Annotated in this window: 25 protein-coding genes; 10 read left to right on the top strand and 15 right to left on the bottom strand. The window is 62.8% G+C overall.

Annotated elements, in window-relative coordinates:
• Nucleotides 1–2 precede the first annotated feature (2 nt).
• From tilS to B6V75_RS16315, 9 genes are all read left to right on the top strand, one after another.
• Entirely contained in the window at nt 3–1,226 is a 1,224-nt protein-coding gene (tilS, locus tag B6V75_RS16355) for a tRNA lysidine(34) synthetase TilS (protein ID WP_276206186.1), read from the top strand.
• 82 nt (nt 1,227–1,308) lie between these two features.
• Entirely contained in the window at nt 1,309–3,222 is a 1,914-nt protein-coding gene (gene ftsH, locus B6V75_RS16350) for an ATP-dependent zinc metalloprotease FtsH (protein WP_075775881.1), read from the top strand.
• 18 nt (nt 3,223–3,240) lie between these two features.
• Nucleotides 3,241–4,050 (top strand): methyltransferase domain-containing protein, encoded by an 810-nt coding sequence (locus tag B6V75_RS16345; protein ID WP_088720382.1) that lies wholly within the window; start codon nt 3,241–3,243, stop codon nt 4,048–4,050.
• Nucleotides 4,050–4,640 (top strand): sulfurase, encoded by a 591-nt coding sequence (locus B6V75_RS16340; protein WP_075775883.1) that lies wholly within the window; start codon nt 4,050–4,052, stop codon nt 4,638–4,640. The genes B6V75_RS16345 and B6V75_RS16340 overlap by 1 nt, the downstream gene beginning before the upstream one ends.
• A gap of 81 nt (nt 4,641–4,721) precedes the next feature.
• On the top strand, nt 4,722–6,389 hold the full coding sequence (locus tag B6V75_RS16335) for a formate--tetrahydrofolate ligase (RefSeq protein WP_088720381.1): 1,668 nt from the start codon (nt 4,722–4,724) through the stop codon (nt 6,387–6,389).
• Between the two features lie 67 nt (nt 6,390–6,456).
• The gene (locus tag B6V75_RS16330) at nt 6,457–6,777 is read left to right on the top strand and encodes a chorismate mutase (RefSeq protein WP_088720380.1); all 321 of its coding nucleotides are present in this window, start codon (nt 6,457–6,459) and stop codon (nt 6,775–6,777) included.
• Nucleotides 6,758–7,636: a bifunctional 5,10-methylenetetrahydrofolate dehydrogenase/5,10-methenyltetrahydrofolate cyclohydrolase gene (locus B6V75_RS16325; protein WP_088720379.1), complete on the top strand. Its 879-nt coding sequence runs from the start codon at nt 6,758–6,760 to the stop codon at nt 7,634–7,636. Before B6V75_RS16330 ends, B6V75_RS16325 begins: the two co-directional genes overlap by 20 nt.
• A 12-nt stretch (nt 7,637–7,648) precedes the next feature.
• Nucleotides 7,649–8,551: a bifunctional methylenetetrahydrofolate dehydrogenase/methenyltetrahydrofolate cyclohydrolase FolD gene (gene folD, locus B6V75_RS16320; protein ID WP_088720378.1), complete on the top strand. Its 903-nt coding sequence runs from the start codon at nt 7,649–7,651 to the stop codon at nt 8,549–8,551.
• Between the two features lie 107 nt (nt 8,552–8,658).
• Nucleotides 8,659–9,513 carry a LytTR family DNA-binding domain-containing protein gene (locus B6V75_RS16315; protein WP_088720377.1) on the top strand — a complete coding sequence of 285 codons (855 nt, stop codon included), beginning with the start codon at nt 8,659–8,661 and terminating at the stop codon, nt 9,511–9,513.
• Between the two features lie 5 nt (nt 9,514–9,518).
• Here the strand turns inward: B6V75_RS16315 and B6V75_RS16310 are convergent, their stop codons facing one another.
• The 13 genes from B6V75_RS16310 to B6V75_RS16250 form a co-directional block, all read right to left on the bottom strand.
• Nucleotides 9,519–10,829, bottom strand: coding sequence for an ATPase (locus B6V75_RS16310; RefSeq protein WP_088720479.1), 1,311 nt, complete (start codon nt 10,827–10,829; stop codon nt 9,519–9,521).
• A 140-nt stretch (nt 10,830–10,969) separates the two neighbouring features.
• Nucleotides 10,970–11,470 carry a prepilin peptidase gene (locus B6V75_RS16305; RefSeq protein ID WP_088720376.1) on the bottom strand — a complete coding sequence of 167 codons (501 nt, stop codon included), beginning with the start codon at nt 11,468–11,470 and terminating at the stop codon, nt 10,970–10,972.
• Nucleotides 11,471–11,474: 4 nt separating this feature from the next.
• Nucleotides 11,475–12,347, bottom strand: coding sequence for a hypothetical protein (locus tag B6V75_RS16300; protein WP_088720375.1), 873 nt, complete (start codon nt 12,345–12,347; stop codon nt 11,475–11,477).
• Nucleotides 12,348–12,374: 27 nt separating this feature from the next.
• The gene (locus B6V75_RS16295) at nt 12,375–12,944 is read right to left on the bottom strand and encodes a tetratricopeptide repeat protein (protein WP_088720374.1); all 570 of its coding nucleotides are present in this window, start codon (nt 12,942–12,944) and stop codon (nt 12,375–12,377) included.
• 4 nt (nt 12,945–12,948) lie between these two features.
• Nucleotides 12,949–13,956 (bottom strand): type II secretion system F family protein, encoded by a 1,008-nt coding sequence (locus tag B6V75_RS16290; protein WP_075775894.1) that lies wholly within the window; start codon nt 13,954–13,956, stop codon nt 12,949–12,951.
• A gap of 10 nt (nt 13,957–13,966) precedes the next feature.
• On the bottom strand, nt 13,967–14,926 hold the full coding sequence (locus tag B6V75_RS16285; protein WP_088720373.1) for a type II secretion system F family protein: 960 nt from the start codon (nt 14,924–14,926) through the stop codon (nt 13,967–13,969).
• A 12-nt stretch (nt 14,927–14,938) separates the two neighbouring features.
• A complete protein-coding gene (locus B6V75_RS16280; protein WP_075775896.1) occupies nt 14,939–16,396 on the bottom strand; it encodes a CpaF family protein in 1,458 nt (485 codons plus the stop codon).
• Nucleotides 16,397–16,415: 19 nt separating this feature from the next.
• Nucleotides 16,416–17,684, bottom strand: a complete 1,269-nt coding sequence (locus B6V75_RS16275) for an AAA family ATPase (RefSeq protein WP_088720372.1) — start codon at nt 17,682–17,684, stop codon at nt 16,416–16,418.
• Between the two features lie 262 nt (nt 17,685–17,946).
• Nucleotides 17,947–18,591 (bottom strand): OmpA family protein, encoded by a 645-nt coding sequence (locus B6V75_RS16270; RefSeq protein WP_240496986.1) that lies wholly within the window; start codon nt 18,589–18,591, stop codon nt 17,947–17,949.
• A gap of 17 nt (nt 18,592–18,608) precedes the next feature.
• The gene (locus B6V75_RS16265; RefSeq protein ID WP_088720370.1) at nt 18,609–20,000 is read right to left on the bottom strand and encodes a type II and III secretion system protein family protein; all 1,392 of its coding nucleotides are present in this window, start codon (nt 19,998–20,000) and stop codon (nt 18,609–18,611) included.
• 210 nt (nt 20,001–20,210) lie between these two features.
• Nucleotides 20,211–21,080 (bottom strand): Flp pilus assembly protein CpaB, encoded by an 870-nt coding sequence (cpaB, locus tag B6V75_RS16260; protein WP_088720369.1) that lies wholly within the window; start codon nt 21,078–21,080, stop codon nt 20,211–20,213.
• 113 nt (nt 21,081–21,193) lie between these two features.
• On the bottom strand, nt 21,194–21,406 hold the full coding sequence (locus B6V75_RS16255) for a hypothetical protein (RefSeq protein WP_088720368.1): 213 nt from the start codon (nt 21,404–21,406) through the stop codon (nt 21,194–21,196).
• A 154-nt stretch (nt 21,407–21,560) separates the two neighbouring features.
• Entirely contained in the window at nt 21,561–21,788 is a 228-nt protein-coding gene (locus tag B6V75_RS16250; RefSeq protein ID WP_168174497.1) for a hypothetical protein, read from the bottom strand.
• 356 nt (nt 21,789–22,144) lie between these two features.
• On the opposite strand from B6V75_RS16250, the gene B6V75_RS16245 reads away from it, so the two are divergent.
• Entirely contained in the window at nt 22,145–23,035 is an 891-nt protein-coding gene (locus B6V75_RS16245; protein ID WP_240496985.1) for a lytic transglycosylase domain-containing protein, read from the top strand.
• Between the two features lie 35 nt (nt 23,036–23,070).
• Here the strand turns inward: B6V75_RS16245 and B6V75_RS16240 are convergent, their stop codons facing one another.
• Nucleotides 23,071–23,700: a CoA transferase subunit B gene (locus B6V75_RS16240; protein WP_075775901.1), complete on the bottom strand. Its 630-nt coding sequence runs from the start codon at nt 23,698–23,700 to the stop codon at nt 23,071–23,073.
• Nucleotides 23,701–23,703: 3 nt separating this feature from the next.
• Complete coding sequence (locus B6V75_RS16235) at nt 23,704–24,408, bottom strand: CoA transferase subunit A (RefSeq protein WP_088720366.1); 705 nt, start codon at nt 24,406–24,408, stop codon at nt 23,704–23,706.
• Nucleotides 24,409–24,452 lie beyond the last annotated feature (44 nt).

Below are 24,452 nucleotides of genomic sequence, written 5' to 3'. Positions count from 1 at the left end.
CGGTGACGCTGGACGACATCGCAAGACACGGTTTTGACCCCGACGCGCCCCGGCGCGTCGGGGTTGCCGTTTCCGGGGGTTCGGATTCGATGGCGACGCTGGCGCTGTTGGCTGCGCATTTCGAGGTCGCCGCGGTGACGGTGGATCACGGGCTGCGCGCCGAGGCTGCCGAGGAAGCCGCATTTGTCGGGCGGTTCTGCGCAGATCGGGGTATTTCGCACACGATCCTGCGCTGGGACGGAGCCAGCGCCGAAGGTAACCTGATGGACGCCGCGCGCCGGGCGCGCCTTGGGCTGATCGGCGCATGGGCGGGCTCGACCGGGATCAGTCATGTCGCACTTGGGCATACTGCCGACGATCAGGCAGAGACCTTTCTGATGCGGCTCGCGCGCGAGGCGGGGCTGGAGGGGCTGACAGGCATGCGCCCACGCTTCGAGGCCGAGGGGGTGACATGGCATCGCCCGTTCCTGACCCAGACACGAGGGGCGTTGCGCGATTACCTGCGCAGGCAGGGCATCGCATGGGTCGACGATCCGTCCAACGAAAATGAACGCTTCGACCGGGTGAAGGCGCGACAGGCGCTTGGCACGCTGAAATCTTTGGGTGTCGATGCGCAGGCGATTGCCGGGGTGACGACAAACCTTGCGTCGGCCAACGCTGCGCTGCATCGACTGCTGATGGCGGAGGTCGAGCGCCATGTCTCCGAGCAATCGGGAGATCTGCTGATCGACGTGGCGGGCTTTTCCGCGATGGAACCGGAGCTGCAACGCCGCCTGATCGTGGCAGCGCTGCGCTGGATCTCTGGCGCGGATTACGCGCCACGCGCCGCGAAGGTGCAGACCCTGCTGGCGGAGTTGCCCCGGCAAGGCGACCGCACCCTGCACGGTTGCCGTATCACCACCGCCAAGGGCGCGCTACGCATCACCCGCGAGGCGCAGGCGGTGGCCGATCTGCGCGTGACCCTCGAAGATGGCGCCGCGACCTGGGACCGCTGGGTGGTCACCGGGCCCGCCATGGACGCCACGGAAGTCGCGGCGCTGGGGGAGGCGGGATTACGCCAATGCCCCGATTGGCGCGAAACGGGCCTTCCGCGTGCCTCGCTTGCCGCAAGCCCGGCCATATGGCGGGGCGAAACGCTTGTCGCGGCACCGCTCGCAGGCTTCGGGATCGGCTGGCAGGCGCGGATTTGCCGCGACGCATTCGACACTTGGCTAATTCGACGTTGAACCCGGGCGCGTAATGCCTATTTTCACTGAGGAAGAGGCGGCGACCGCAGGTCAGCCGCCCGATACGATTGGAGGATATTCCTTGGGTAATGCGCGCAATCTGGCCTTTTGGGCGGTGCTGTTCCTGCTGATTTTGGCCCTGTTCAACCTTTTCGGTGATGGGCAATCTTCGATGAACTCGTCCCAAGCGACCTATTCGGAGTTCATGGACGCCGTCAACAAAGGCGAGGTGAAGAACGTCCGCCTCGATGGCGAAGAGGTGCGCTACCAGCTCGCCGACGGCACGAGCTTCACCACCGTCAAGCCTCTGGAAGATCAGATCGCAGAGAAGCTGATCGACAAGGGCATAGCGGTGAGCGTCGTCAAACAACAGCAATCCGGCTTCATGTCGCTGCTGGGCGTCTGGCTCCCGTTCCTCGTGCTGATCGGCATCTGGATCTTCTTCATGAACCGGATGCAGGGCGGCGGCAAAGGCGGCGCGATGGGCTTCGGCAAGTCCAAGGCAAAACTGCTGACCGAGAAACATGGTCGCGTGACCTTCGACGACGTGGCTGGCATCGACGAGGCCAAGGAAGAACTCGAAGAGATCGTCGAATTCCTGCGCAACCCGCAGAAATTCTCGCGCCTTGGCGGCAAGATCCCGAAAGGCGCGCTGCTGGTGGGCCCTCCGGGCACCGGTAAGACGCTTCTTGCCCGCGCGATTGCGGGCGAGGCGGGTGTGCCGTTCTTCACCATCTCGGGCTCCGACTTCGTCGAGATGTTCGTCGGTGTCGGTGCATCGCGTGTCCGCGACATGTTCGAACAGGCCAAGAAGAACGCGCCCTGTATCGTCTTCATCGACGAGATCGACGCGGTGGGCCGTGCCCGTGGCGTCGGCATCGGCGGCGGCAATGACGAGCGCGAACAGACCCTCAACCAGCTGCTGGTCGAGATGGACGGGTTCGAGGCCAATGAAGGCATCATCATCATCGCGGCGACGAACCGGAAAGACGTGCTTGACCCTGCGCTGCTGCGTCCGGGCCGCTTCGATCGCCAGATCCACGTGCCGAACCCCGATATCAAGGGCCGCGAGAAGATCCTGACGGTTCACTCGCGCAAAGTGCCAGTGGGGCCCGATGTCGACCTGCGCACCATCGCGCGCGGCACGCCGGGCTTCTCGGGCGCCGACCTGATGAACCTCGTCAATGAGGCGGCTCTGATGGCGGCGCGCGTCGGGCGTCGTTTCGTCTCGATGGAAGATTTCGAGAACGCGAAGGACAAGGTGATGCTGGGTGTCGAGCGCCGCTCGATGGTCCTCACCCCCGAGCAGAAGGAAATGACCGCCTATCACGAGGCCGGTCACGCCATCGTCGGACTGTCGCTGCCGAAATGCGATCCGGTCTACAAGGCCACGATCATTCCGCGCGGTCAGGCCTTGGGTATGGTCGTCTCGCTGCCCGAGATGGACAAGCTCAACTACCACAAGGACGAGGCCAAGCAGAAAATCACCATGACGATGGCGGGTAAGGCTGCCGAGATCATCAAATGGGGCGAGGAACATGTCTCGAACGGCCCGGCCGGTGACATTCAGCAGGCGTCGGCCATAGCCCGCGCGATGGTGATGCGCTGGGGCATGTCCGACAAGGTCGGCAATATCGACTACGCCGAGGCGCATGAGGGCTATCAGGGCAACACCGCTGGCTTCTCGGTCTCGACCAAGACGAAAGAGCTGATCGAGGAAGAGGTGCGCGGCCTGATCGAAGAGGGCTATCAGGAGGCCCGACGCATCCTCACCGAGCGGATCGAGGATTGGGAACGTCTGGCGCAGGGGCTTCTGGAATACGAGACCCTCACGGGCGACGAGATCAAGAAGGTCCTCTCCGGAGAGCCGCTGGGCGGCGACGACGATGACAGCTCCTCGGGAAGCCTGCCGTCGGTGACCGCGCTGCCCAAGACGTCCAAGAAAAAGGATCAGGGCGACGGCGGGGCGGAAACCACCCCCGAGCCTTCGGCCTGATCGCGCAGGTTCGCGAGAATGGTCACGCGTGACGCTTCAGTGCCGGGCGCAGCCGATTGGGATCCCGACGCTTATGCGCGGTTCCGCAATCTGAGGCTGCGTCCGGCACTCGACCTTCTGGCGCGGGTTCCGCATCTGCCAGAGCGCGGCAAGATCATCGATCTGGGCTGCGGCAATGGCGCGGTAGCCGAGACGCTGAACCACCAGTACCCCAAGCGCAAGATCGTGGGCGTCGATAATTCCGAGGCGATGCTCAAGCGCGCTGCGGCGACCGGCGCCTATCATCGCTGCGATCTGGTCGATATTTCCGAATGGACGCCCAACAAGCCGCCCGCGATGATCTTCTCCAACGCTGCGCTGCATTGGCTGCCCGATCACGCGAAGCTGTTCCCGCGTCTGGCCGGAGAGCTGCGCGAGGGCGGCGTTCTGGCGGTGCAGATGCCCGCCCAGCATGGCGCGCCGTCGCATCGCATCCTGCGCGACCTGTCGCAGGAGATGTTCCCCGACCGCTTCAACTTCGCCGGCTGGGTGCCGCCCGTGGCCCCGGCGGTGGATTACGCGAAAATGCTCAGCCCCCTTGGCGAGGTCGACATCTGGCACACCGAATATCTGCAGGAACTGGAGCCCACGCCGGGCGCGCATCCGGTCCGCCGCTTTACGGAAAGCACGGTGATGCGACCTTTCCTGCGGCTCTTGGGCGACACTGAAGCGCAGGTTCTCATCGAACGCTATGAAACCGCGCTGGAGACGGTTTATCCTTTGCGGGACGACGGCAGCGTCTTTTTCCCGTTCCGTCGTCTGTTTGTCGTCTTGTCAAAGAGGGGCTGATGGCCGCGCTGAAACCCACGCAATATCAAGGGGAGGTCGTCTGGCTCGGGCTGGTGACCACCGAGGGACAGCTGACCTCGACCCCGGTCGAAGAGATCGAATTCACCTTCGACGGTCCCGTGGGAGAACTGCATGGCGGACGCACACGTCCCTCTTGTTCGCGGGTCACAGATCAGCATCCAAAGGGCACCGAGATCGCCAATGTCCGCCAGCTGACGATCCTGTCGGCCGAGGAGCTGGCGGAGACCGCTTTCGCGATGGGCGTGCCGGAAATCGATCCGTCCTGGGTCGGCGCGACGATCGTGCTGCGCGGCTTGCCGGATCTGACCCATATCCCGCCCTCGGCGCGGCTTCAGAACGAGACCGGGCTGACCCTCGTCGTCGATATGGAAAACCGCCCCTGCGTCCTGCCGGGCCGGGTGATCGAAGAGCACTATCCAGATAAAGGCAAGCGCTACAAACCCGCAGCGCACGGACGGCGCGGCGTCACCGCATGGGTCGAACGTCCGGGCCGGCTGGTGGTCGGTGAGACGCTGCGGCTGCACATCCCCGATCAGCGCGCCTGGGAGCTGATGGACGAGGTCCGCTGAGGCGATTTAATCCCGCAACGGTCGCTTCTTTCCCTTTCGCCGCGTCGTCAAATGGTTACCCTCCGTCAGCAGGAGGACCAGATGACCAGTGATCTCGATATTGCCCGTGCCGCCACGCTGCGCCCGATGCCGGAAATCGCAGCGAAACTGGACATTCCTGAAGACGCCCTGATCCCCTATGGCCGCGACAAGGCGAAGCTGGAGGCGGAGTTCGTCGCTGGGCTGGATGGGCGCGAAACCGGCAAGCTGATCCTCGTCACAGCAATCTCGCCGACCCCCGCGGGCGAGGGCAAGACGACGACGACCGTGGGCTTGGGCGACGGGCTGTCCCGGATCGGAAAGCGCGCCGCGATCTGCCTGCGCGAAGCCTCGCTCGGCCCGAATTTCGGGATGAAGGGTGGGGCCGCGGGGGGCGGTTACGCGCAGGTCGTGCCGATGGAGTCGATGAACCTCCATTTCACTGGCGATTTCCACGCGGTCGGCGCGGCGCATAACCTGCTCGCGGCGATGATCGACAATCATATCCATTGGGGCAACGCGCTCGAGATCGACGCGCGCCGGATCACGTGGCGGCGTGTGCTCGACATGAACGACCGGGCGCTGCGCGACATCGTCGTCAGCCTCGGCGGCGTCGCGAACGGCTTCCCACGCCAGACCGGCTTCGACATTACCGTCGCCTCCGAGGTCATGGCCTGCCTCTGCCTGAGCCGCGACCTGACAGATTTGCAGGAGAGGCTCGGTCGGATCGTCGTGGCCTATCGGCGCGACCGCTCGCCGGTGACCTGCGCCGAGATCGGAGCCGACGGCGCGATGGCGGTGCTGTTGAAAGAGGCGCTGCAGCCCAATCTCGTGCAGACGCTGGAGGGCACTCCCGCTTTCGTCCATGGCGGGCCCTTCGCCAATATCGCGCATGGCTGCAACTCGGTGATCGCGACGCAAAGCGCGCTGAAGCTGGCCGATTACGTCGTGACCGAAGCGGGGTTCGGCGCCGATCTGGGTGCTGAGAAATTCTTCGACATCAAATGCCGTAAGGCCGGACTGACGCCGAGTGCTGCTGTGGTCGTGGCGACGGTTAGGGCGCTGAAGATGAATGGCGGTGTCGCTAAAGCGGATCTTGGCGCGGAGGATGTTGCCGCGGTCGAGGCGGGCTGCGCTAATCTCAACCGTCACATCGCGAATATGAAGAAATTCGGCGTACCGGTCGTGGTCGCGATCAACCGCTTCACTGCCGATACCGAGGACGAGATCGCAGCGGTGCGCGCCGCCGCCGAGGCGCAGGGCGTGGAGGCGGTTCTATGCACACACTGGTCGGAAGGCGGCGCCGGAGCCGAGGCGCTGGCCGAGAAGATCGTCGCGCTTACCGAGCGCCCTTCGCAATTCGCGCCGCTCTATCCCGATGACATGCCTCTGATCGAGAAGATCGAGACCATTGCCACGCGCATCTACCACGCGAGCGACGTCTATGCCGATCAGAAGATTCTCAACCAGCTGCGCGATTGGGAAGCCGCGGGCTATGGAAACCTGCCGATCTGCGTGGCCAAGACGCAGTATTCCTTCAGCGCGGACCCGACGCTGCGCGGGGCGCCCTCGGGCCATACGCTGCCGATCCGCGAGGTGAGGCTCTCGGCCGGGGCGGGGTTCGTCGTGGTGATCTGCGGTGAAATCATGACCATGCCGGGCCTCCCCCGGCACCCGGCTGCGGAGACGATCGGCCTCGATGCCGACTGCCGCATCACGGGTTTGTTCTAGGCGCGCGGTCTTGAGCTTGTTGGGCCAAGCTGCGATAGGGGGCGCAAGTGTTCCGGGAGCCTTGTCGATGAAAACCCCGTCCGAACTACACTCGATGGAAGAGCTGCGCGTCGCGATCGATGCGCTCGACCGGGAGCTGGTCGAAATGCTCGCCGCGCGCACCCGGCTGATCGCCCGTGCGGCGGAACTCAAACAGGAAAATGGCTGGCCTGCACGCATCCCCGACCGGGTCGAGGACGTGGTCTCGAAGGTGCGCGCCGCCGCCGGTCCTGCCGGGCTCGATCCCGATCTCGCCGACCGTCTGTGGCGCGAGATGATCGAGCATTTCATCGCGCAGGAAGAACAGGTTCTGGGCAAGGGAGATCCCGATGAGCGCCACGATCATTGACGGCAAGGCGTTTGCGCAGGGCAAGCTGGACGAGACCTATGCCGAGGCGCAGCGGCTCTCGGAGGCAGGCTGGGCGCCGTGCCTCGTCTCGATCTCGGTAGGTGACGTCGCCGCTGCCGAACTCTATGTGCGCAACCAGAGGAAATATGCCGAGAAAGCTGGCGTGGCCTTCGAGGTGCGCAACTACCCCGAGACGATCAGCCTCGAACAGCTTCAGGGCGTGCTGGCCGGTCTGAACGCCGATCCGCGCGTCAACGGCATCATCATCCAGCGCCCGCTGCCCGCACATATCCCGGTCAAGGCGCTGCAAAAGGCGGTTCACCCGCTCAAGGATGTGGAGGGGATGCATCCGTCCTCGATCGGCAACATCGTCTATAACGAGCTGGAACTGGGCCCCTGTACCGCCGTCGCAGCGGTGGAGATCCTGAAATCACTGCCGCTCCAGACCGAAGGGCTCAATGTCTGCGTGATCGGCCACTCCGAGATCGTGGGCAAGCCGATCGCCTTCCTGATGATGGGGCTCGGCGCCACCGTCACGGTGTGCCACCACATGACGCGGCAGGTCTCGGTGCATTCGCGCGCCGCAGACGCCGTTTTCGTCGCTGTGGGAAAGCCGGGGCTGGTGCACGGCGAAATGCTCAAGCCCGGCGCGGCCCTGATCGATATCGGCATCAACCGGGTCGAGGGGCGCACCGTGGGCGACGCCGATTTCGACAGCTGCGCCGAGGTGGCGGGCTGGATCACGCCCGTGCCTGGCGGGGTGGGGCCGGTCACGGTCTCTACGCTGATGAACAACGCGGTCCGCGCGACCCGCATGCAGATGGACCATTACCGCGCGACCTTCGCGGCGGCGGAGTGACGGAGGAATGAAATGACGGCGACGATCATCGACGGGAAGGCCTTCGCAGCGAGCGTGCGCGAGAAAGTGGCCGAGCATGTCACCCGGCTGCAGGAGGAACACGGCATCACGCCGGGCCTCGCAGTGGTTCTGGTGGGCGAAGACCCGGCCAGTCAGGTCTATGTCCGAAACAAGGGCAAGCAGACCCTTGAAGCCGGGATGAAGTCCTACGAGCACAAGCTGCCAGTCGAGACCTCCGAGGCCGATCTGCTGGCTCTGGTCGAGAAGCTGAACGCCGATCCGGCGGTGCATGGCATCCTCGTGCAGCTACCGCTGCCCGATCACATCGACGAGGAGAAGGTGATCAATTCGATCACCCCCGCGAAGGATGTCGACGGCTTCCATATCCTCAATGTGGGCCTTCTCGGCACCGGGCAGAAATCGATGGTACCCTGCACGCCGCTGGGCTGCCTGATGATGCTGCGCGATCAACTGGGTAGCCTCTCGGGGCTGAACGCCGTCGTGGTGGGGCGCTCCAACATCGTCGGCAAGCCGATGGCGCAACTGCTGCTGCGCGACAGCTGCACCGTCACCATCGCCCATAGCCGCACCAAGAACCTCGCGGATGTCTGTCGCGGCGCCGATATCCTTGTCGCGGCCGTGGGCCGTCCACGCATGATCCCGGGCGACTGGGTGAAGCCTGGCGCGACCGTGATCGATGTCGGCATAAACCGGATCGACGCGCCCGAGAAGGGCGAGGGCAAGACGCGGCTGGTCGGCGATGTCGATTTCGACAGCGCCAAGGAGGTCGCCGGCGCGATCACCCCGGTGCCGGGCGGCGTCGGGCCGATGACCATCGCCTGCCTGCTGGCCAACACGGTCACCGCCTGCTGCCGCGCGAATAACCTGCCCGAACCCGAGGGTTTGACTGCCTGACGAAAGTAGGTAAGGATTTCCGCAGGTTGGACAGGAGAAAACGGCCTTTGCCGTTGTCGGACCTGTGATGCTTGCGTTACCCAAGCGTCAATTGAGGCGTGGCGGCTATGGCAGGATTCTGGAAGACATATTGGCGGGCGTTGAAGATCCCGGCTCTGCCGGTGATCTGGATCGTCGCATCGCTTTTCGGTGTCGCCGCCGGTCCGTTCAACTCTCTCGAATCCATGTCCTTCGGCGCACGCTTGGTTTTCTGGCCGACCAGTATCGCCGTGGGCATTCTGATAGGCGCGGCAATCCGCATTTTCGTGCGGCGCAAGTTGGGTTTACGCTGTTTCCGATACGAGGCTCCGACCCTCGCGGGTCTCTCGGCTCTCGTGCTGACCGCGCCGCTTTACCTGCTCGTCCTGCTGCTTGCGGAGAAGCCGAATTTCGGCGGGTTCGAGATATTCCACATGGCCGCATATATCTTTGGCCTCTCGATGGCGGGATCGATCCTGCGGCACTGGATGGCGCCCGAGCAGGGGCGCCGAACGCGGTCGCGTGAGATCCATGCCGCTGCCTATCCGACAGAAGCGCCGAGCGGGGCCGATCCGTCCGCGGAGAAAGCTCTGACACGGCCCGCGCCACGTCTGCTCTATCGGCTCGACCCGGACTTGCGCGCGCCGTTGATCCGGCTTGCGGTGAATGACCACTATGTCGACGTGGTCACCGAGGCCGGGCAGACCAGTCTGCTGATCCGGCTTGCCGATGCGATCGCCGAGACCGAGGGCGCGCCAGGCCTGCAGGTCCATCGCTCGCATTGGGTGGCGCGCGAAGCGGTGCGCGCGATGCGCAAGGAGAAGGGGCGGGTCTTTCTGGAGATGTCCGACGGCGAAGAGGTGCCTGTCTCGCGCACCTACCAGCCGCGCGTCGAGGCTGCGGGCTTCCCGCCTTCCGGAGCGGAGCGGATGGCCGCGCAGTAGCGCCGTCAGTGGACGATCACCTCGTCTTTCACGAACATGTTGTCCCAGGCGCGATCCACCAGCTCCGGTGTCATCTGATAGGGGATGCCCTCGAATTCGCAGATCGAGATCATCTGGTCGATCAAGAAGATCGGCTGATAATTGGCGTAGACATTGTCGATGGTGGGATATTTCACCTTGAGCAGGTGCAGCAGCGCTTTCTCATCCAGTGGCATCTGCCGCTTCTTCGCCACCATCTGGAAGATCTTGAGATAGTCGGATTGGTTCGGCCCGTCGATCTTGATCTTGAAGAAGATACGACGCAGCGCCGCCTTGTCGAAGATATCGTTCGGGTGGAAGTTGGTCGAGAAGATCACCAGCGTGTCGAAGGGCACCTCGAATTTCTCGCCCGACTGAAGCGAGAGGATATCGCGGTTCTCTTCCAGCGGCACGATCCAGCGGTTCACCAGCTTCTGCGGCGGCTCCGCCTGACGGCCAAGGTCGTCCACGATGAAGACGCCGCCCGCCGATTTGAACTGCAGCGGCGCGGTATAGGTGCGCGCGGTCGCGTTGTATTTCAGATCGAGCATGTCGAGCGACAGTTCACCACCGGTAATCACGGTCGGGCGCTCGCAATAGACGTAGCGCTGATCGAACTGCATCCCGCGCTTGCGCAGGGCGGTGGGATCGTCCTCCTCGACGGGGACGGGGGTGTGTACGATAGGGTCGTAGACGGTGATGATCTGACCGGCATATTCGATGGCGCGAGGAATGAAGATATTGTCGCCGATCGCGTCGCGGATACCGTTCGAGATCGAGGATTTGCCATTGCCGGGGGGACCGTACATCAGGATCGAGCGCCCCGAGGAGACCGCCGGACCAAGTTGGCCGATCAGGTCGGGCGGCAGGATCAGGTGGCCCATCGCGCCCAGAAGCTGCTGGCGGGTCAGCTGGATGTTGCGGATCGACTGGCGCTTGACCTGCTCGCGATAGATCGTCAGCGGGACAGGCATCGCGCCGTAATATTCCGACTGTGCGAGCGCATCGAGCGCGCGGGCCTTGCCGCTATCGGACAGCTGAAATCCCATCTCGCCGCCGGAATTGGCGTGCAGCGTGCCCATCGCCTCCAGCAGACCGTGCTTGCGGCACATGTCGATCAATTCCTGCACCATGGTAATCGGCAGGCAGACCAGCTTCGACAGCGCGGAGGCCGTGTCCGTATTGGTGCGGAACATCGTCTTCAGGAGGATGTCGCGCATCACCACGACATTTAGCCCCGTTTCCTCCAGCGCGCGCGGCGGGACAGGGGCGATGACATTCGCGGTCATCATGTTCATCTGGCGCATCCTCTCGGCTATACGTCCCGTCTGATCGAAAACGGGGCGAAGATCGGTCCGGGCCAATCTTGCTGGCGATTGTGGCCAAAAGTTGGAAAAACAGGGTAATCGTCGCGATACCTGATCGGCGGGCCGAACAATCAGCCGAGGGCCGCGAGCAGCAGATACGCCCAGAGCGTGCCGACCAGCGCCAAACCCATCGGGAAGTCCTTGCGCTTCCAGCTGACCCAGTCGGGGGTCGCGTTCACCACTGCCGGGATTGCACGAAAGATGCGATGCGCAGCGAAGGCGGCCAGCAGGAAGGCGCAGAGCAGGAACATCGTCAGTTGCACGTCGAACAGGTCATGCGAGAAGAATGGCGCGGCGCCGGCGGCGAATTTCGCGTCTCCCGCGCCGAAATGCGCGATCTGGTTCAGGATATAGCCGATCGCGAAGACGACGAGCGCATGGGTCCAACGCCATCCATAGACGTCGAGCGGCAGCAGGAGCGGCCCCGCCACCGCAAAGATCAACAGCAGCGCCAGTACCGCCTTGTTGCGGATCTTCATGTATTTGAGGTCGGTAAAGACCACCCAGGCGCAAACCGGGGTAATCAGCACCAGAAAGATCAGCGCCGACAGAGGCGGAGCAAGACCGAGCATTCCGTCAGCCCTTCAGCGCGCTCGAGGATCCCTGATCGAGCGCCTTCAGCGCCCGGTCGGCCTCCGCGAAATATTGCGGATTGGTGTCGATCGCGTCTTGCAGAAGCGTCTTGCCGATATTGACGTCGCCGCGCTTCACTGCCGCGAGACCCGCCGTATAGAGCAATTGCGCCCTCTCGGTCTGGGTCATGTCGATCACGGGCAGGTCGTATTTGCCTTGGCTCGCACGGGCGAGTACGAGGTTGTTCTTCGTGGTGAAGCGCGTCGGGTCGTAGGTGAGCGCTTCCTTGAACAGTTTCTCGGCCCCCGCCGCATCGCCGCGGCTGAGCTTGGAAAAGCCCCAGTTGTTGTAGATGCCCGCGGGCTTCGTGGTCAGGCCCGCCGCGGTCTCGTAGAAGCTGTCGGCCTTCTTCCACTTTTTCTCGCTATCGGCGACCATCGCCTCAAGCCGGTAGCGGTCGTAGGTCTCGTGGGTCGGCGGCACGGTGTCCAGCGTCGCCTTCGCTCCGGACCAGTCATTGGAGCGGATCTGCGCCTCGGCCATCGACACGCGGTCGTCATTGGTCGCGCCCGGCATGGCGATGACCTCCTGCCAGACCTTCACGGCCTGCACCGGCTTCTGAGCGCGCACGAGCGATTTCGCGAGGCCGCGCTTGGCGTCGATCCGGTCGGGGTGATCGTTGGACAGCCGGGTGAAATAGGTAACGGCCTCGTTCGGGTCGGCGACCGTCAGCATGATGTCGGTGAGGTTGGTCTCGTCGACGGCATTCACGCTTTTCATCGCGCGCGCGACTTCGGCGTCGTTGTTATTGCCCATACAGCCAGAGAGAGTCATCGCACAGCCAGCCAAGGCTGCCAGAAAGATCGGGTGGCGCATGTTACCTGCGTCCTTTTTGCTCGAGCCTCAGTGCTTCGTCAGCAGCAGGTAGTCACCGACCCCTTTCCTGACGAGCGTGAACTGCTTGTCCTGTGGCGCAGCGTAACCCGGCTCCTCGATTTTTGCGAGCGCCCGCGTGAGGTTTTGCTTGATCGCGTCCGATTGGCCACTGTCCAGCGCGAAGGCCAGTTTGAAGACGCGGGCGGCTTCGGCGTATTTGCCGCGCTCCATCAGAACGACGCCGAGGTTGTTCCACGCCGGCACGAAGGTCCGATCGGCTTCGGTCGCCCGGCGCAGCATCTGTTCCGCCTGGTTGAGACGCCCGAGCTTCAGGTCGGCCGAGCCCACGCCCGAGAGGATTTCCGCCGTGGCGCCATGCTGGCCTGCCGCGCGGTAATAGGCTTTCAGGGCAAGCTCGTATTCACCCGCTTCCATCAGCCGGTGGCCGACCAGAAGCCCGTCGACCGCCTCCGCTCCGGGTTTGGTGCCGGGGGCGAAAGCGCCCCGTTTCTCAGCCGAAAGGCCGCCCGGGTTGCAGGCGGCCAGTGCGGTTACTGTCAGCGCGGCCAGTATCAGGCCGCGGCGCTTTGGGATCATGCCGTCAAATGCCCATATTCTTGAAGTTCTCAAGCATATCATGGATCGACGGGCCAACAAGAATGATCAGAAGCGGCGGCACGGTGAACATCATCGTGCCCAGCGTCATCTTGGTCGGGATCTTGTTGGCGGCTTCCTCGGCGCGCATGATCCGCTTGTCGCGCATGTCGGCGGCATAGAGGCGCAGGGCCTCTGCGATCGAGGTGCCGAATTGCTGCGACTGAATCATCACGGTCACGAAGCTCGCGATATCCGGCACGCCCGAGCGTTCGCCGAAATTGCGCAGCACGGTCGCCTTGTCGAGACCGGCCTTGATCTCGTGCGCGACCATTGCGAATTCTTCCGACAGTGCCGGGTAGGATTTGTTCAGCTCTTTCGAGACGCGGATGATCCCCTGATCGAGGGACTGGCCCGCCTCGACGCAGACGAGGAGCATGTCGAGCGCATCGGGGAAGCCGTTCTGCATCTCGTCGGTGCGCGCTGCCACGCGCTTGTTCACCCAGTATTTCGGGCCGTAATAGCCCACGCCGCCGGGCCCGAGCACCCAGAGCACGGTGCCCAGCATCCCCATCGCCTGCCCTTCGGGCGCGCTGGAGTTGTAGAGCACGACATAGAGCGAGCCGAGCGCGAGCAGGCCGATGCCAGCCGCGAACTGAACCGCGTGGAAGGTGCGCACCGCATTCGGACCGCGATAGCCGGCCGATTGCAGCCATTTGCGCGACTCCGACAGTTCCTCGGCATTTTGCGGTTCGAGGAAGGCCGCGTATTTCTGCAGTTTGTCGTTCTGCGTGTCGCGCAGCTTCTGACTGGGGCTGTCGTTGTTCGTGCTGGGTGCCTGACGCGGCGGGCGCGGGGCATTGCCACGGATCTTGTCAAAGGGGTCTTCGCGCTTCTTCAGGAGCGCGGGGACTGCAGCGAGCACGAGAAGCCCGCCAAGACCTGCGAGCGCCATCATCGGACCCATCGGCCCGAGCGCATCGATCAGCATCTGGTTGATGGCAGCGAAATCCATTGGGCTCTCCTCAGACCTTGATGGTTGTCATGACCTTCATGAAGATCACGTTGGCGCCGAGCAGCAGGAACACCACGATCGCGGCCGGAATGAAGGCGGCGGTCGTTTTGACCTCGTCGTAATAGTCGGGCGAGACGACCTGAATGATCACCATCACCACGACGGGGAAGGCCGAGAGGAAGATGCCCGACCAGCGCGGCTCCGCGGTAATCGCTTTCACCCTGCGGAACAGCCGGAAGCGTGAGCGGATCACCTTGGACAGACCGTCGAGAACCTCTGCGAGGTTCCCGCCCGAGGTCTGCTGGATCGACACGGCGACCGCGAGGAAGCGCAGATCCTGCATGTCGAGCCGTTCAGCCATTTCCGAGATCGCCTCGGCCACGTTGCGACCGTAGGCCGCCTCGTCGGCGATGATGCCGAATTCGGTGCCCAGCGGATCGGGGATCTCGCGCGCGACCGCCTGGATCGCGGAGGGCAGGGGGTGACCGACGCGAAGCGAGCGCACCATCAGTTCCACCGCGTCGGGTAGCTGCTCCTCCATCAGGGCCATGCGTTTTTTGGCCTTCGAGTTGACCCAGAAATAAACGCCGCCCACGCCCATGAACAGCGCGAGGAAGATGCGGATGAAAATGCCGGCATCCGAGCTCAGCGTGAGTGCCATGAAAGCGGCGAAGCAGGCGAAGGCCATGATGCCGATCAGCGCCATCGGCGAGAACGCGATGTTGCCCTTCTGCGCCTTGTTTGCCAGCAGCGAATAGAGCGGGATCGAGCGCGCGTCGCTATGCTGCGACGCTTCCTTGCGCAGACGCTCCAGCACCTCTTCGCGCCGTTCGCCCTTGTTGAGCATCTCGAGGCGGCGATTGACCCGCTTGTTGAGCGAGATCGATTTGCCGAAGACCAGCAGGTAGACGCCTTCGACGAGCAGCAGAACCGCGACGAAGATCAGCAGGTAGATAATGGGGGTCGCCATGACGGAGTGTCCTTAGTCCTGCACGGGTTCGTAGATCGACGCCGGCAGGTCGTAGCCCCATTGCCGGAACCGATCGGAATAATGAGAGCGCACGCCGGTCGCGGTGAAGCGGCCGATGATCTTGCCGTCGGGGGCAAGCCCGAGACGCTCGTAGCGGAAGACTTCCTGCATCGAGATCACGTCGCCTTCCATGCCGGTGATTTCGGTGACCGAAACCATGCGGCGCGAGCCGTCCTGCAGACGCGAGGCCTGCACGATCAGGTTCACAGCCGAAGCGATCTGGCTGCGCATCGCCTTCATCGGCATCTCGATGCCCGACATCGAGATCATGTTCTCCAGACGCGCCACGCCATCGCGGGCGGAGTTCGCGTGAATTGTGGTCATCGAGCCGTCGTGGCCCGTGTTCATGGCCTGCAGCATGTCGATGACTTCCTCGCCGCGCGTTTCGCCGACGATGATCCGGTCGGGACGCATCCGCAGCGCGTTCCTGAGACAGTCGCGCTGGGTGACCGCACCCTTGCCTTCGACGTTCGGCGGGCGGCTTTCCATCCGGCCCACATGGGTCTGTTGCAGCTGAAGTTCCGCCGTATCCTCGATCGTCAGGATGCGCTCGGAGTTGTCGATGAATGAGGAAAGCGCGTTCAGGGTCGTCGTTTTACCTGAACCCGTCCCGCCCGAGACGATCACGTTGAGACGGGTCGCGACGGCGGCTTGCAGATAGGCCGCGATTTCCTCGGTGAAGGCGCCGTAACTGACGAGATCGTCAATCCCCAGCTTGTCCTTCTTGAACTTACGAATGGAGACGAGCGAGCCGTCCACCGCGATCGGCGGCACCATCGCGTTGAAGCGCGAGCCATCGGCGAGACGCGCGTCCACATAAGGGTTCGATTCATCGACGCGACGGCCCACGGCCGACACGATCTTGTCGATGATGCGCAGCAGGTGGCGTTCGTCCTTGAAGGTGATGTCGCTCAGTTCGAGCTTGCCATTGCGCTCGATGAAGATCTGCTGCGGGCCGTTCACGAGAATGTCGTTGACGGTGTCGTCCTTCAGAAGCGGCTCGAGCGGACCGAGCCCCATGACCTCGTCGTAAAGCTCTTGTTGCAGCGCTTGGCGGTCCTGCGCGTTAAGCGCGACCGAAAGCTCGGTCATCGCCTCGGCGGTGATGTCGGCGATCTCGGCGCGCAGCTCGCGTTCGGAGGCGTGCTCAAGTGCGGCGAGGTTCAGGTTCTCCAGCAGCCGCTTGTGCAGCTCCACCTTGAGTTCCTGAAGGCGCTGTTTGCGTTTCTTTTCCTTGTCGACGGCCACCGGGTCGGCAGCAACCTTCGCTGGGCCCATCTTGCGATGGACCACCTGCGTCTTCGGCGCAGCGTCGATCGGCGGCGGCTTGGCGGCACCGGGCACGGGCGGCGGGGGGGCGGCCTTGCCGTTGGTGGGCTTTGCCCCGTCTTTCTTGTAGCGCGAAAACATCTGGACGTGTCCTTTCGGGTCAGGCGGCTGCTTCGACGGCTTCGTTCAGCTCCACCAGCGAGCCGGCGAGCTTCTGGAATTCCTTGCGTAGCGGCACTTTCGGTGCCGAGAGCGCCAGTGGCAGCCCGTGATCGTTGGCCTGAGTGATCTGCTTGCCGCCATCGCTCATCAGCAGCTCGAGCGAGATATCGAGGCTCTCGGCCAGTCGCTTCACGCGGGCCTTGCCGTTGAGATCGGTGAATTTCGGCGCGCGATTGAGCACGTAACGCAGCTTCTCGGTCGGCAGCCCCTCGGACTTCAGCGCCCGCTGCATCCGCAGCACGTTCTGGGCCGAGCGCATGTCCAGCTCGATCAGCGCGAAGTAGAGATGGGCCTTGTTCAGCACCGTCTCGGTCCAGCTGACCACGGTCGAGGGCATGTCGATCACGACGAAATCGTAATGTGCCCGCGCCATGTCGATCAGGCGCTCCAGATCGTCGCCGCTCAGAAGGTCCAGCGGCAGCATGTCGGTCGGCGCGGTCAGCACGTCGAGCTTGTCGTTGAAGCTGAGCATCGCCTGTCGGAAGGTCTCTTTGTCCATATGCTCGGTATCGGCGAGCATTTCGTAGATCATCTCGCGGCGCGGCAGGTCGAGATAGGTCGCGGCGGCGCCGAATTGCAGGTCGAGGTCGAGCAGGCAGACTTTCGGCGAGGTCGACGGGGCTTTCTTCTTCTTTTTACCGTCGTGGATCGTCGCCATTTCCCAGGCGAGGTTCACCGCGAAGGTGCTTGCACCGACGCCACCGGACAGGCCGTGAACCGGGAGGACGACACCATCGTGGTTGCCGGTCGCCGCAAAGGTCGGCGCGTGGACGGGGGGCGCGGCTTCGACCGGCGGGGCGGCTTGGCCAAGACGCTCGATCGCGTCGTGCAGCGCGCCTTCGGGAAGCGGGTAGGGGACGAAATCATCCGCGCCGAGCCGCAACAGTTGATGCAGCGCGATCGGGCTGACCTCATCGGCGATCAGGATGACGCGGATGTTGCGGTCCTTCGCCTCGGTGATGATGCCGGAAATCTTGGTCAGCTCGTCCTCGTCTTCGCCATTGACGGCGATCGCGATGAACTCGAGCTGTTCCGCGTCGGGCTGGCCGAGGAAGATGACCGCTTCATCGAAGGTCAGATCGCCCCAGCTTTCGCCGAGCTCGGTTTCCATATCCTCGATCAGCAGATCGAAATTCGACACATCGCGGGACACGGTGCACGCCTGGATCGGGGCCGGCTCCGAAGTCATGATAGCTGCTGCAGTCATTGCCTCTGTCCTCTTTTTCGTGACCCGTGGCGCGGTTCGGTTAACTCTGTTCATACGCCGCGGACCGGACGCGACTCGCTGGACGCGCCTATTCCGTCGAGGCTCAATCTCGTTTCTAATCTGGGCGACATTGGGGCCAGACTGTTTCAATTGTGGGATATTGAGAGACGATAAAGAAAAACGGCGGGCTTTGTTGAAAGCGCCCGCCGTCTATGGGTCTCATTTGCCGAAATGTTGCGACAAGGTTAGCGAATTCAGTGGCTTAGTTGCCGCCGCTATTGTTGTTGCCGCCGCCGGCTGTCGCCGAGGCGATATAGTCGCGATAGATTACCGCCGCGTATTTTCCGTCGAGCAGCATAGGCCGGCCCTTGGTCACGAAGCCGGAGACCTCGGTGACGGTGCGGCGATTCTGCGCGTTCGGAGCCTGCGTGTAGACAAGCGGATGCGTTTCGCCGAAGGAAACGACCGCCTCCAGCCGCGCGCGGGAGATGCCTTGCGACACGAGGAAATTCACCACCGCGCGGGCGCGCCGCATCCCCAAGGCCTTGTTATAGGCGTCGGAGCCTACGAGGTCGGTATGCCCATAGACCCGGAAGCGTACTTCCGGGTTCTGCCGGATCCAGTTCGCCTGCATCAGCAGCGCATTGCGCGCCTGCGCATCGAGCACCGAGGAGTTGAAGGCGAAATGCACCGTGTTCGGCACGTCGGCGGCGAATTTGCGCGTCATGTTGATGACGTAGCTTTGATTGCCGCTCATCATCGCCTGGTTCTGCGCGATCGCGGAGCCGAATCCGAGGGAGCCTTCCGTGGTCGAGCCGACCTCGGAGTTGAAGACCTTGGTGCCTTCGGAACAGCCCGCCAGCAGAGCCACGGTTCCGACGGTGATCGCGAGGGTGCGCAGTTTCATGTTCCCAGCCATCTCGCTCACTCCATCACATAGCCATAGGACCCGGAGAAGTCCTGCTTGGCGACTTCCGCGGCAGGACCCTTCTGCGGTGCTCGACCGCCCGAGGTTCTGCCGTTGAGGAACAGCTCGGACTCGGTTGGCGGCTTCAGGCGATCCGTAGGCAGCACCAGCGTGTCGCCCTTCACGGGCGAGACCAGATGCGGCGTGACGATGATCACCAGTTCGGACTGCTTGCGTTCGAACTCGGTCGAACGGAACAGCGCGCCGAGCACCGGCACATCGCCGAGCCACGGGATCTGCCCCACGGAATCGTTGAAGTCGTCCTGCAGCAGGCCCGCGATCGCGAAACTCTCGCCATCACGCATCTCGACGGTGGTCGAGGTCGAGCGCTTCTTGAAGGCGCTGACGTTGAAGGTCCCGCTCGTGTAACCGTTCGCCGTGTCGATCGAGGAGACAGAGGCGGCGATTTCGAGGTTGATAACGTCACCATCGACGACGCGCGGGGTGAAGGACATCTCGACGCCGAAGGGCTTGTACTGGATCGAGACGTCACCGTTGTTGAGCACCGGGATCGGGTATTCGCCACCGGCGAGGAAGTCTGCGGACTGGCCGGAAAGCGCCGTCAGGTTCGGTTCGGCGAGGGTACGAACGACGCCTTTGTTCTCAAGCGCCTGGATGAGAACGCCCAGCTGGAAGGTCCCTCGGGTCAGGCCGATGCCGATCCCGTTCTCGTAGCTCTGCGAGGCAGCGTTCGAGGCAGTCGTTGTGGTGCCTCCGAAGCCAGCCCCCGCGCCCAAGCCTCCGTTCGGACCGAGGCTGGCATTGATCGAGGAGCTGAGGCTTTTCGCGACCGAGCGCTGCATCTCTGCGAAGCGCACTTTCAGCATCACCTGCTGCGTACCGCCCACCATCATCAGGTTCGACACCCGGTCGGGCGCGTAGCGATTGGCCAGTTCCAACGCGCGGCTGAGTTTCTGTGCCGAGGAAACAGTGCCCGACAGCACGATACCGTCATTCGCGGTGCGGACCTGGATGTTTTCGCCGGGCAGGATCTGCTTGAGGCGTTCCTTGAACTCCGCGAGGTCCGGGGTCACCTGAACGTCGACATTGGAGATCAGCTTGCCGTCAGCGCCGAGGATCGTCAGCGTCGTCCGGCCCGGAACCTTGCCGAGCACATAGATCGAGCGGTCCGAAAGGGTCTGGATGTCCGCGATGCCAGGGTTGGCGATCGAGAGTTCCGAGAACGGCGTGTCGCTTTCCACGACCACCGCACGGTTGAGCGGAACGGTCAGCGGCGCTTGAGTGGCGCCGGACATGATCCGCAACGTGTCTGCCTGCACCGGGCCCATCGCCGCGATGCTCAACGCCATGCCACAAAGGCAGGCCTGCATCAAAGTTCTAAATTTCATCTGTGACCCTGCCTCTCCGATCACGCCACTCGCAAATCTTCTGCCTGCTTAGGGACTGTTATGGTCCATTATTGCGGGAAAGAATGCGGCAAGACCTGTTTTTTTGCAAGAATCAATGGATTGAGCGTCGTTCTTGATGTGGAAAACGTGTCACATATGAAAGCGGGGCCCCGTAGAGCCCCGCGCAAGCGACTGATATTTGTCATTTATTTAATTCGTGCAGGGGATCGGCGTCTCGATGACTTCCGTGCCCTTGCGGGTCTTGATCGTGCAAACCTGCGCTTTTTCGACCTGTTTGACTTCTTCTCTCTTGATGCCAAGCAGCTCATCGCGGTTGATTTCGATCTGGCCGAGTTGCGCGCTGTTCTCCAAGCCGACGAGCGAAAGGGTCAGGCGACCGGTGTTCTGTGCGAGCGTCAGGGCCGCGACCTGCTCGGGGCTGACTTCTGCCGTGACCGAGCGCGCGATCTGGGTCGCACTGGTGCGGTCGGGATCGGTGCTCTGGTCGATCGCGATCAGTTTCAGGTTGCTGTCGATCAGCTTCGTGACGGGTTCGCCGTTGATTGAGCCGGACCAGTAGACATCAACAAAATCTCCCGGACGCAGGAAGCCCGAAACTGCAGAAGTCGACGAAACTTGGATTGTGAACGCGCGACGACCGTCCGGGAGGCTCGCCATGATGCCCGCGTTCTCGCCTGGTTGGGTGACACGCGAGGCGAGCAGCATTTCTCCGGGAGTAAGCGCGCGCATCGACGCCCGATCACGGGTTTCGCCCTCCAAGAACGCTGCATGTGCGGCTTCTGGAGTGCCTTGCTTCGCAGTGATCACAGTAAAGGCGTTTTTCGGCACCGCGTTGGCTTGCATCTTGATGGTGGCGAGGTCTTTGGGGCCAAAATGCTCACCGTATTTCAGCTCTTTCCGCACAACGACGACATCGGCGAGCTTCGGTGCATCCTTCTGCATAGCGACCAACTGGTCCCGTTCGGCTTGGAACTGCGCGATTTGACCTTGCGCCATCATGACCGCCACGCCTGCGAGGCCGACGCCAGCAACAAGGAAGAGAACGAAGATCAGTCGCATTGGAGCATCCTTCTGTTTTCATTTCGACGACAACGCTACGGCGAGAGTCGCTTTGTTGCAGGCAAAGATGGCGAAACGTTGGCGTGGGTCGGGCCCAAGATTGAAAGCTGGTTCTATTTGCCCAACTCGCTGTCTGTGAATGTCGTGGCAAGCTCTTGCGTTCTGATGTAGTTCGCAATTTTGCGCGAGGCTCCGCCAGTTTCATTCCAGATGAAAGATGCTGCGATAAATCCGAGCGAAACGACCGAGGCGGTGAGAACAACCCAGTCGACAGTGACAGCGCCATCTTCCGCTTCAAGTATGTCGAATATTTCTTTCCGGAACATGAAGCATCCTCGTTTTCTTCTGGGGATCGCCTGAGGGCGACGCGAAGCAAGGCTCCGAAACGAGAGAAGGTGGAGCGCCTTGCCGAATAGGCTTGCTTTAAGATGTTAAGCCGCTCTCTCGAGCGGCTTAACATAGTGTTCAGAACAAGCTCTTTTACTTCGTCGCGCCAGCGGTGATTTCGTCTGCAGTGAAGGAGTCGGAAACCGTCGCGCCGTTCAGGTAAGTCGCGATACGATCCGACAGGCCAGCGGTTTGGGTGCGGACCAGGGCCAGCGCGGCGGCGCCGAGGCCGACGACGGCAGCGGTCAGCACAACCCAGTCAACGGTTACAGCGCCGTCTTCTTCGTCGTGGAACTTCTTGAGTTTGAAGAATTTCATCATGGTGTCTCTCCTAAGGTTTTGTCTCTGCCCCGCGGTCCCGGTTGGCGTCCGTGCCGGTTTCCGTCTCGCGGTATGGGGACATATGGCCCCCGGAACGTGGCGCGATTTGGGCGCATCGCAGGCGATTTCGCGAAAATGGAAATTCAGGCTGACGCGCAATCTAACCCATTGTGAAATAAGGAAATAAAAATCAAAATTTTTTGGAACATTTGCATTTTGCGTCAGGATTCCGGTCATCACACCGCGATTCGCGGGACTCAAAGGGGCGGATTTTCTGGAATTTTTCCAGGTTTTCAGGGATAGTCGGGCCAAAGCGGCCCTCGAGAGCCGCGCGAGGCAGTGAGCAGGTGGCGCAGATGCGCAAGGTTTTAGCAGGGATTCTCTGCAGTGCGATGGTGGCCGTGGTCGCGCCCGTGGGGGCCGAGCCCGCAGCCCCCCTCTTCAAGAGCGTGAAGCCCAAGACGGTCAAACCACCCGCGCCCGGCACCAAGCGCTTCATAACCATCCAGATCGATCCCGAGGAACAGAAGCGCCAGCTTGCCGCGATGGCGAAGCAGCCCTGGGAGCCGGAAACGGCGCCTCCCGCGGACGACAGCGCGACGGGCGATGCTCCGGCCTCTACGCCGACGCCGCGCGTGCCGGCGCATTACGCGTGGTATTGGAACAAGGTCTCGCCGCGTCTGGGCGAGCGAGCGGGGCGGTTCGATCAGGCGATTTCCGCTCTGTCGCAAGGGCCGAAAGGTACGCGGGTGCGCGAGCCGCGGCTCAACGATCTGGCGAAGATTGCACGGGCGCATGGCACCGATATCCTGCGTTCGACCATCGGGACCGAGGTCTCGCCAGCGCTGGTGCTGGCGATGATCGCGGTGGAATCGGGCGGGCGGCATGACGCGCAAAGCCATGCAGGGGCCGTGGGGCTGATGCAGCTGATCCCAGCGACCGCAGAGCGGTTCGACGTCGAAGACAGCAAGGACCCGGCGCAGAACATCGCGGGCGGGGTGAGCTATCTCGACTGGCTGATGAAGGAATTCGACCGCGATCCGCTGATGGTCATCGCCGCCTACAACGCGGGCGAGAACGCGGTGAAGCGCAATGACGGCGTGCCGCCCTATGCGGAGACGCGCGACTACGTGCCCAAGGTGCTGGCGGCGTGGAACGTGGCGCGGGGGCTCTGTGCGACGCGCCCGCAGCTGGTGAGCGACGGTTGCGTTTTCCGGGTCACCCAAATGGCAAAGAGCGGCCCCTGAAGGCCGCTCTTTCCGTAACAAGCCTATGGAGGCGATCAGTTGACGATCGTCGCCTCGGTCGCTTCGCGGATCTCGTCCTCGGTGACGCCCTCGGCGCATTCGACGATCTTCAGCCCGCCCTCGACGACATCGAGGACACCGAGATTGGTGATGATGCGGTTGACGACGCCGGTGCCGGTCAGCGGCAGGGTGCATTCCTTCAGCAGTTTGCTGTCGCCATGCTTGTTGGTGTGATCCATCACGACGATGACTCGCTTCACGCCCGCCACGAGGTCCATCGCGCCGCCCATGCCCTTCACCAGCTTGCCGGGGATCATCCAGTTCGCCAGATCGCCATTCTCGGCCACTTCCATCGCGCCGAGGATCGCCATCGCGATCTTGCCGCCACGGATCATCCCAAAGCTCATCGCGCTGTCGAAATAGACCGTGTTGGGCAGTTCGGTGATCGTCTGCTTGCCAGCGTTGATCAGGTCGGGATCCTCTTCGCCCTCATAGGGGAAGGGGCCCATGCCCAGCATGCCGTTCTCCGATTGCAGCGTGACGTGCACGCCCTCGGGGATGAAGTTTGGGACCAGCGTCGGGATGCCGATGCCGAGGTTCACATAGGTGCCGTCTTCAAGCTCCTGCGCCGCGCGGGCGGCCATCTGATTTCTATCCCATGCCATGGGTCAGGCCTCCTTCTTTTCGCGGGTGGTGACTTTCTCGATGCGCTTCTCATGTTCCCCCTGGATCAGGCGGTGCACGTAGATGCCGGGCAGGTGGATGCAGTCAGGGTCGAGCGAGCCCACGGGCACGATCTCTTCGACTTCCATCACGCAGACCTTGCCGCACATCGCCGCCGGTGGGTTGAAGTTGCGGGCCGTCTTGCGGAACACAGCGTTGCCGGTCTCATCCGCTTTCCACGCCTTCACAATGGAGACGTCAGCGAAGATGCCCTCTTCGAGGATGTAGTGCTCGCCGTTGAACACCTTCACCTCTTTGCCTTCGGCGATCTGGGTGCCGTAGCCGGTCTTGGTGTAGAAGCCGGGGATGCCGTGGCCGGCGGCGCGCATGCGCTCTGCCAGAGTGCCCTGCGGGTTGAATTCCAGCTCGAGTTCGCCGCTCAGATACTGGCGCATGAACTCGGCGTTCTCGCCCACGTAAGACGACATCATCTTCTTGATCTGCTTCGTGTCGAGCAGCTTGCCGAGGCCGAACCCGTCCACGCCGCAATTGTTCGACGCGACGGTGATGTCCTTGACCTTGCTCTCGACCAGCGCGTCGATCAGCATTTCAGGGATGCCGCAGAGGCCGAAGCCGCCTGCCGCGATCAGCATTCCGTCGAAGAGAAGCCCGTCGAGAGCCTCCTTCGCGGAACCGTAAATCTTGTTCATGGATATCCTCCGCTCATATGCGCGTGAAGATGACGCCGGGGCGG

Source organism: Thioclava sp. F1Mire-8 (assembly GCF_002213165.1).
GTDB classification, from domain to species: Bacteria; Pseudomonadota; Alphaproteobacteria; order Rhodobacterales; family Rhodobacteraceae; genus Thioclava; species Thioclava nitratireducens.
Note: the sequence above shows the minus strand (reverse complement) of the source record. Positions and strands in the feature narration are given on the sequence as shown.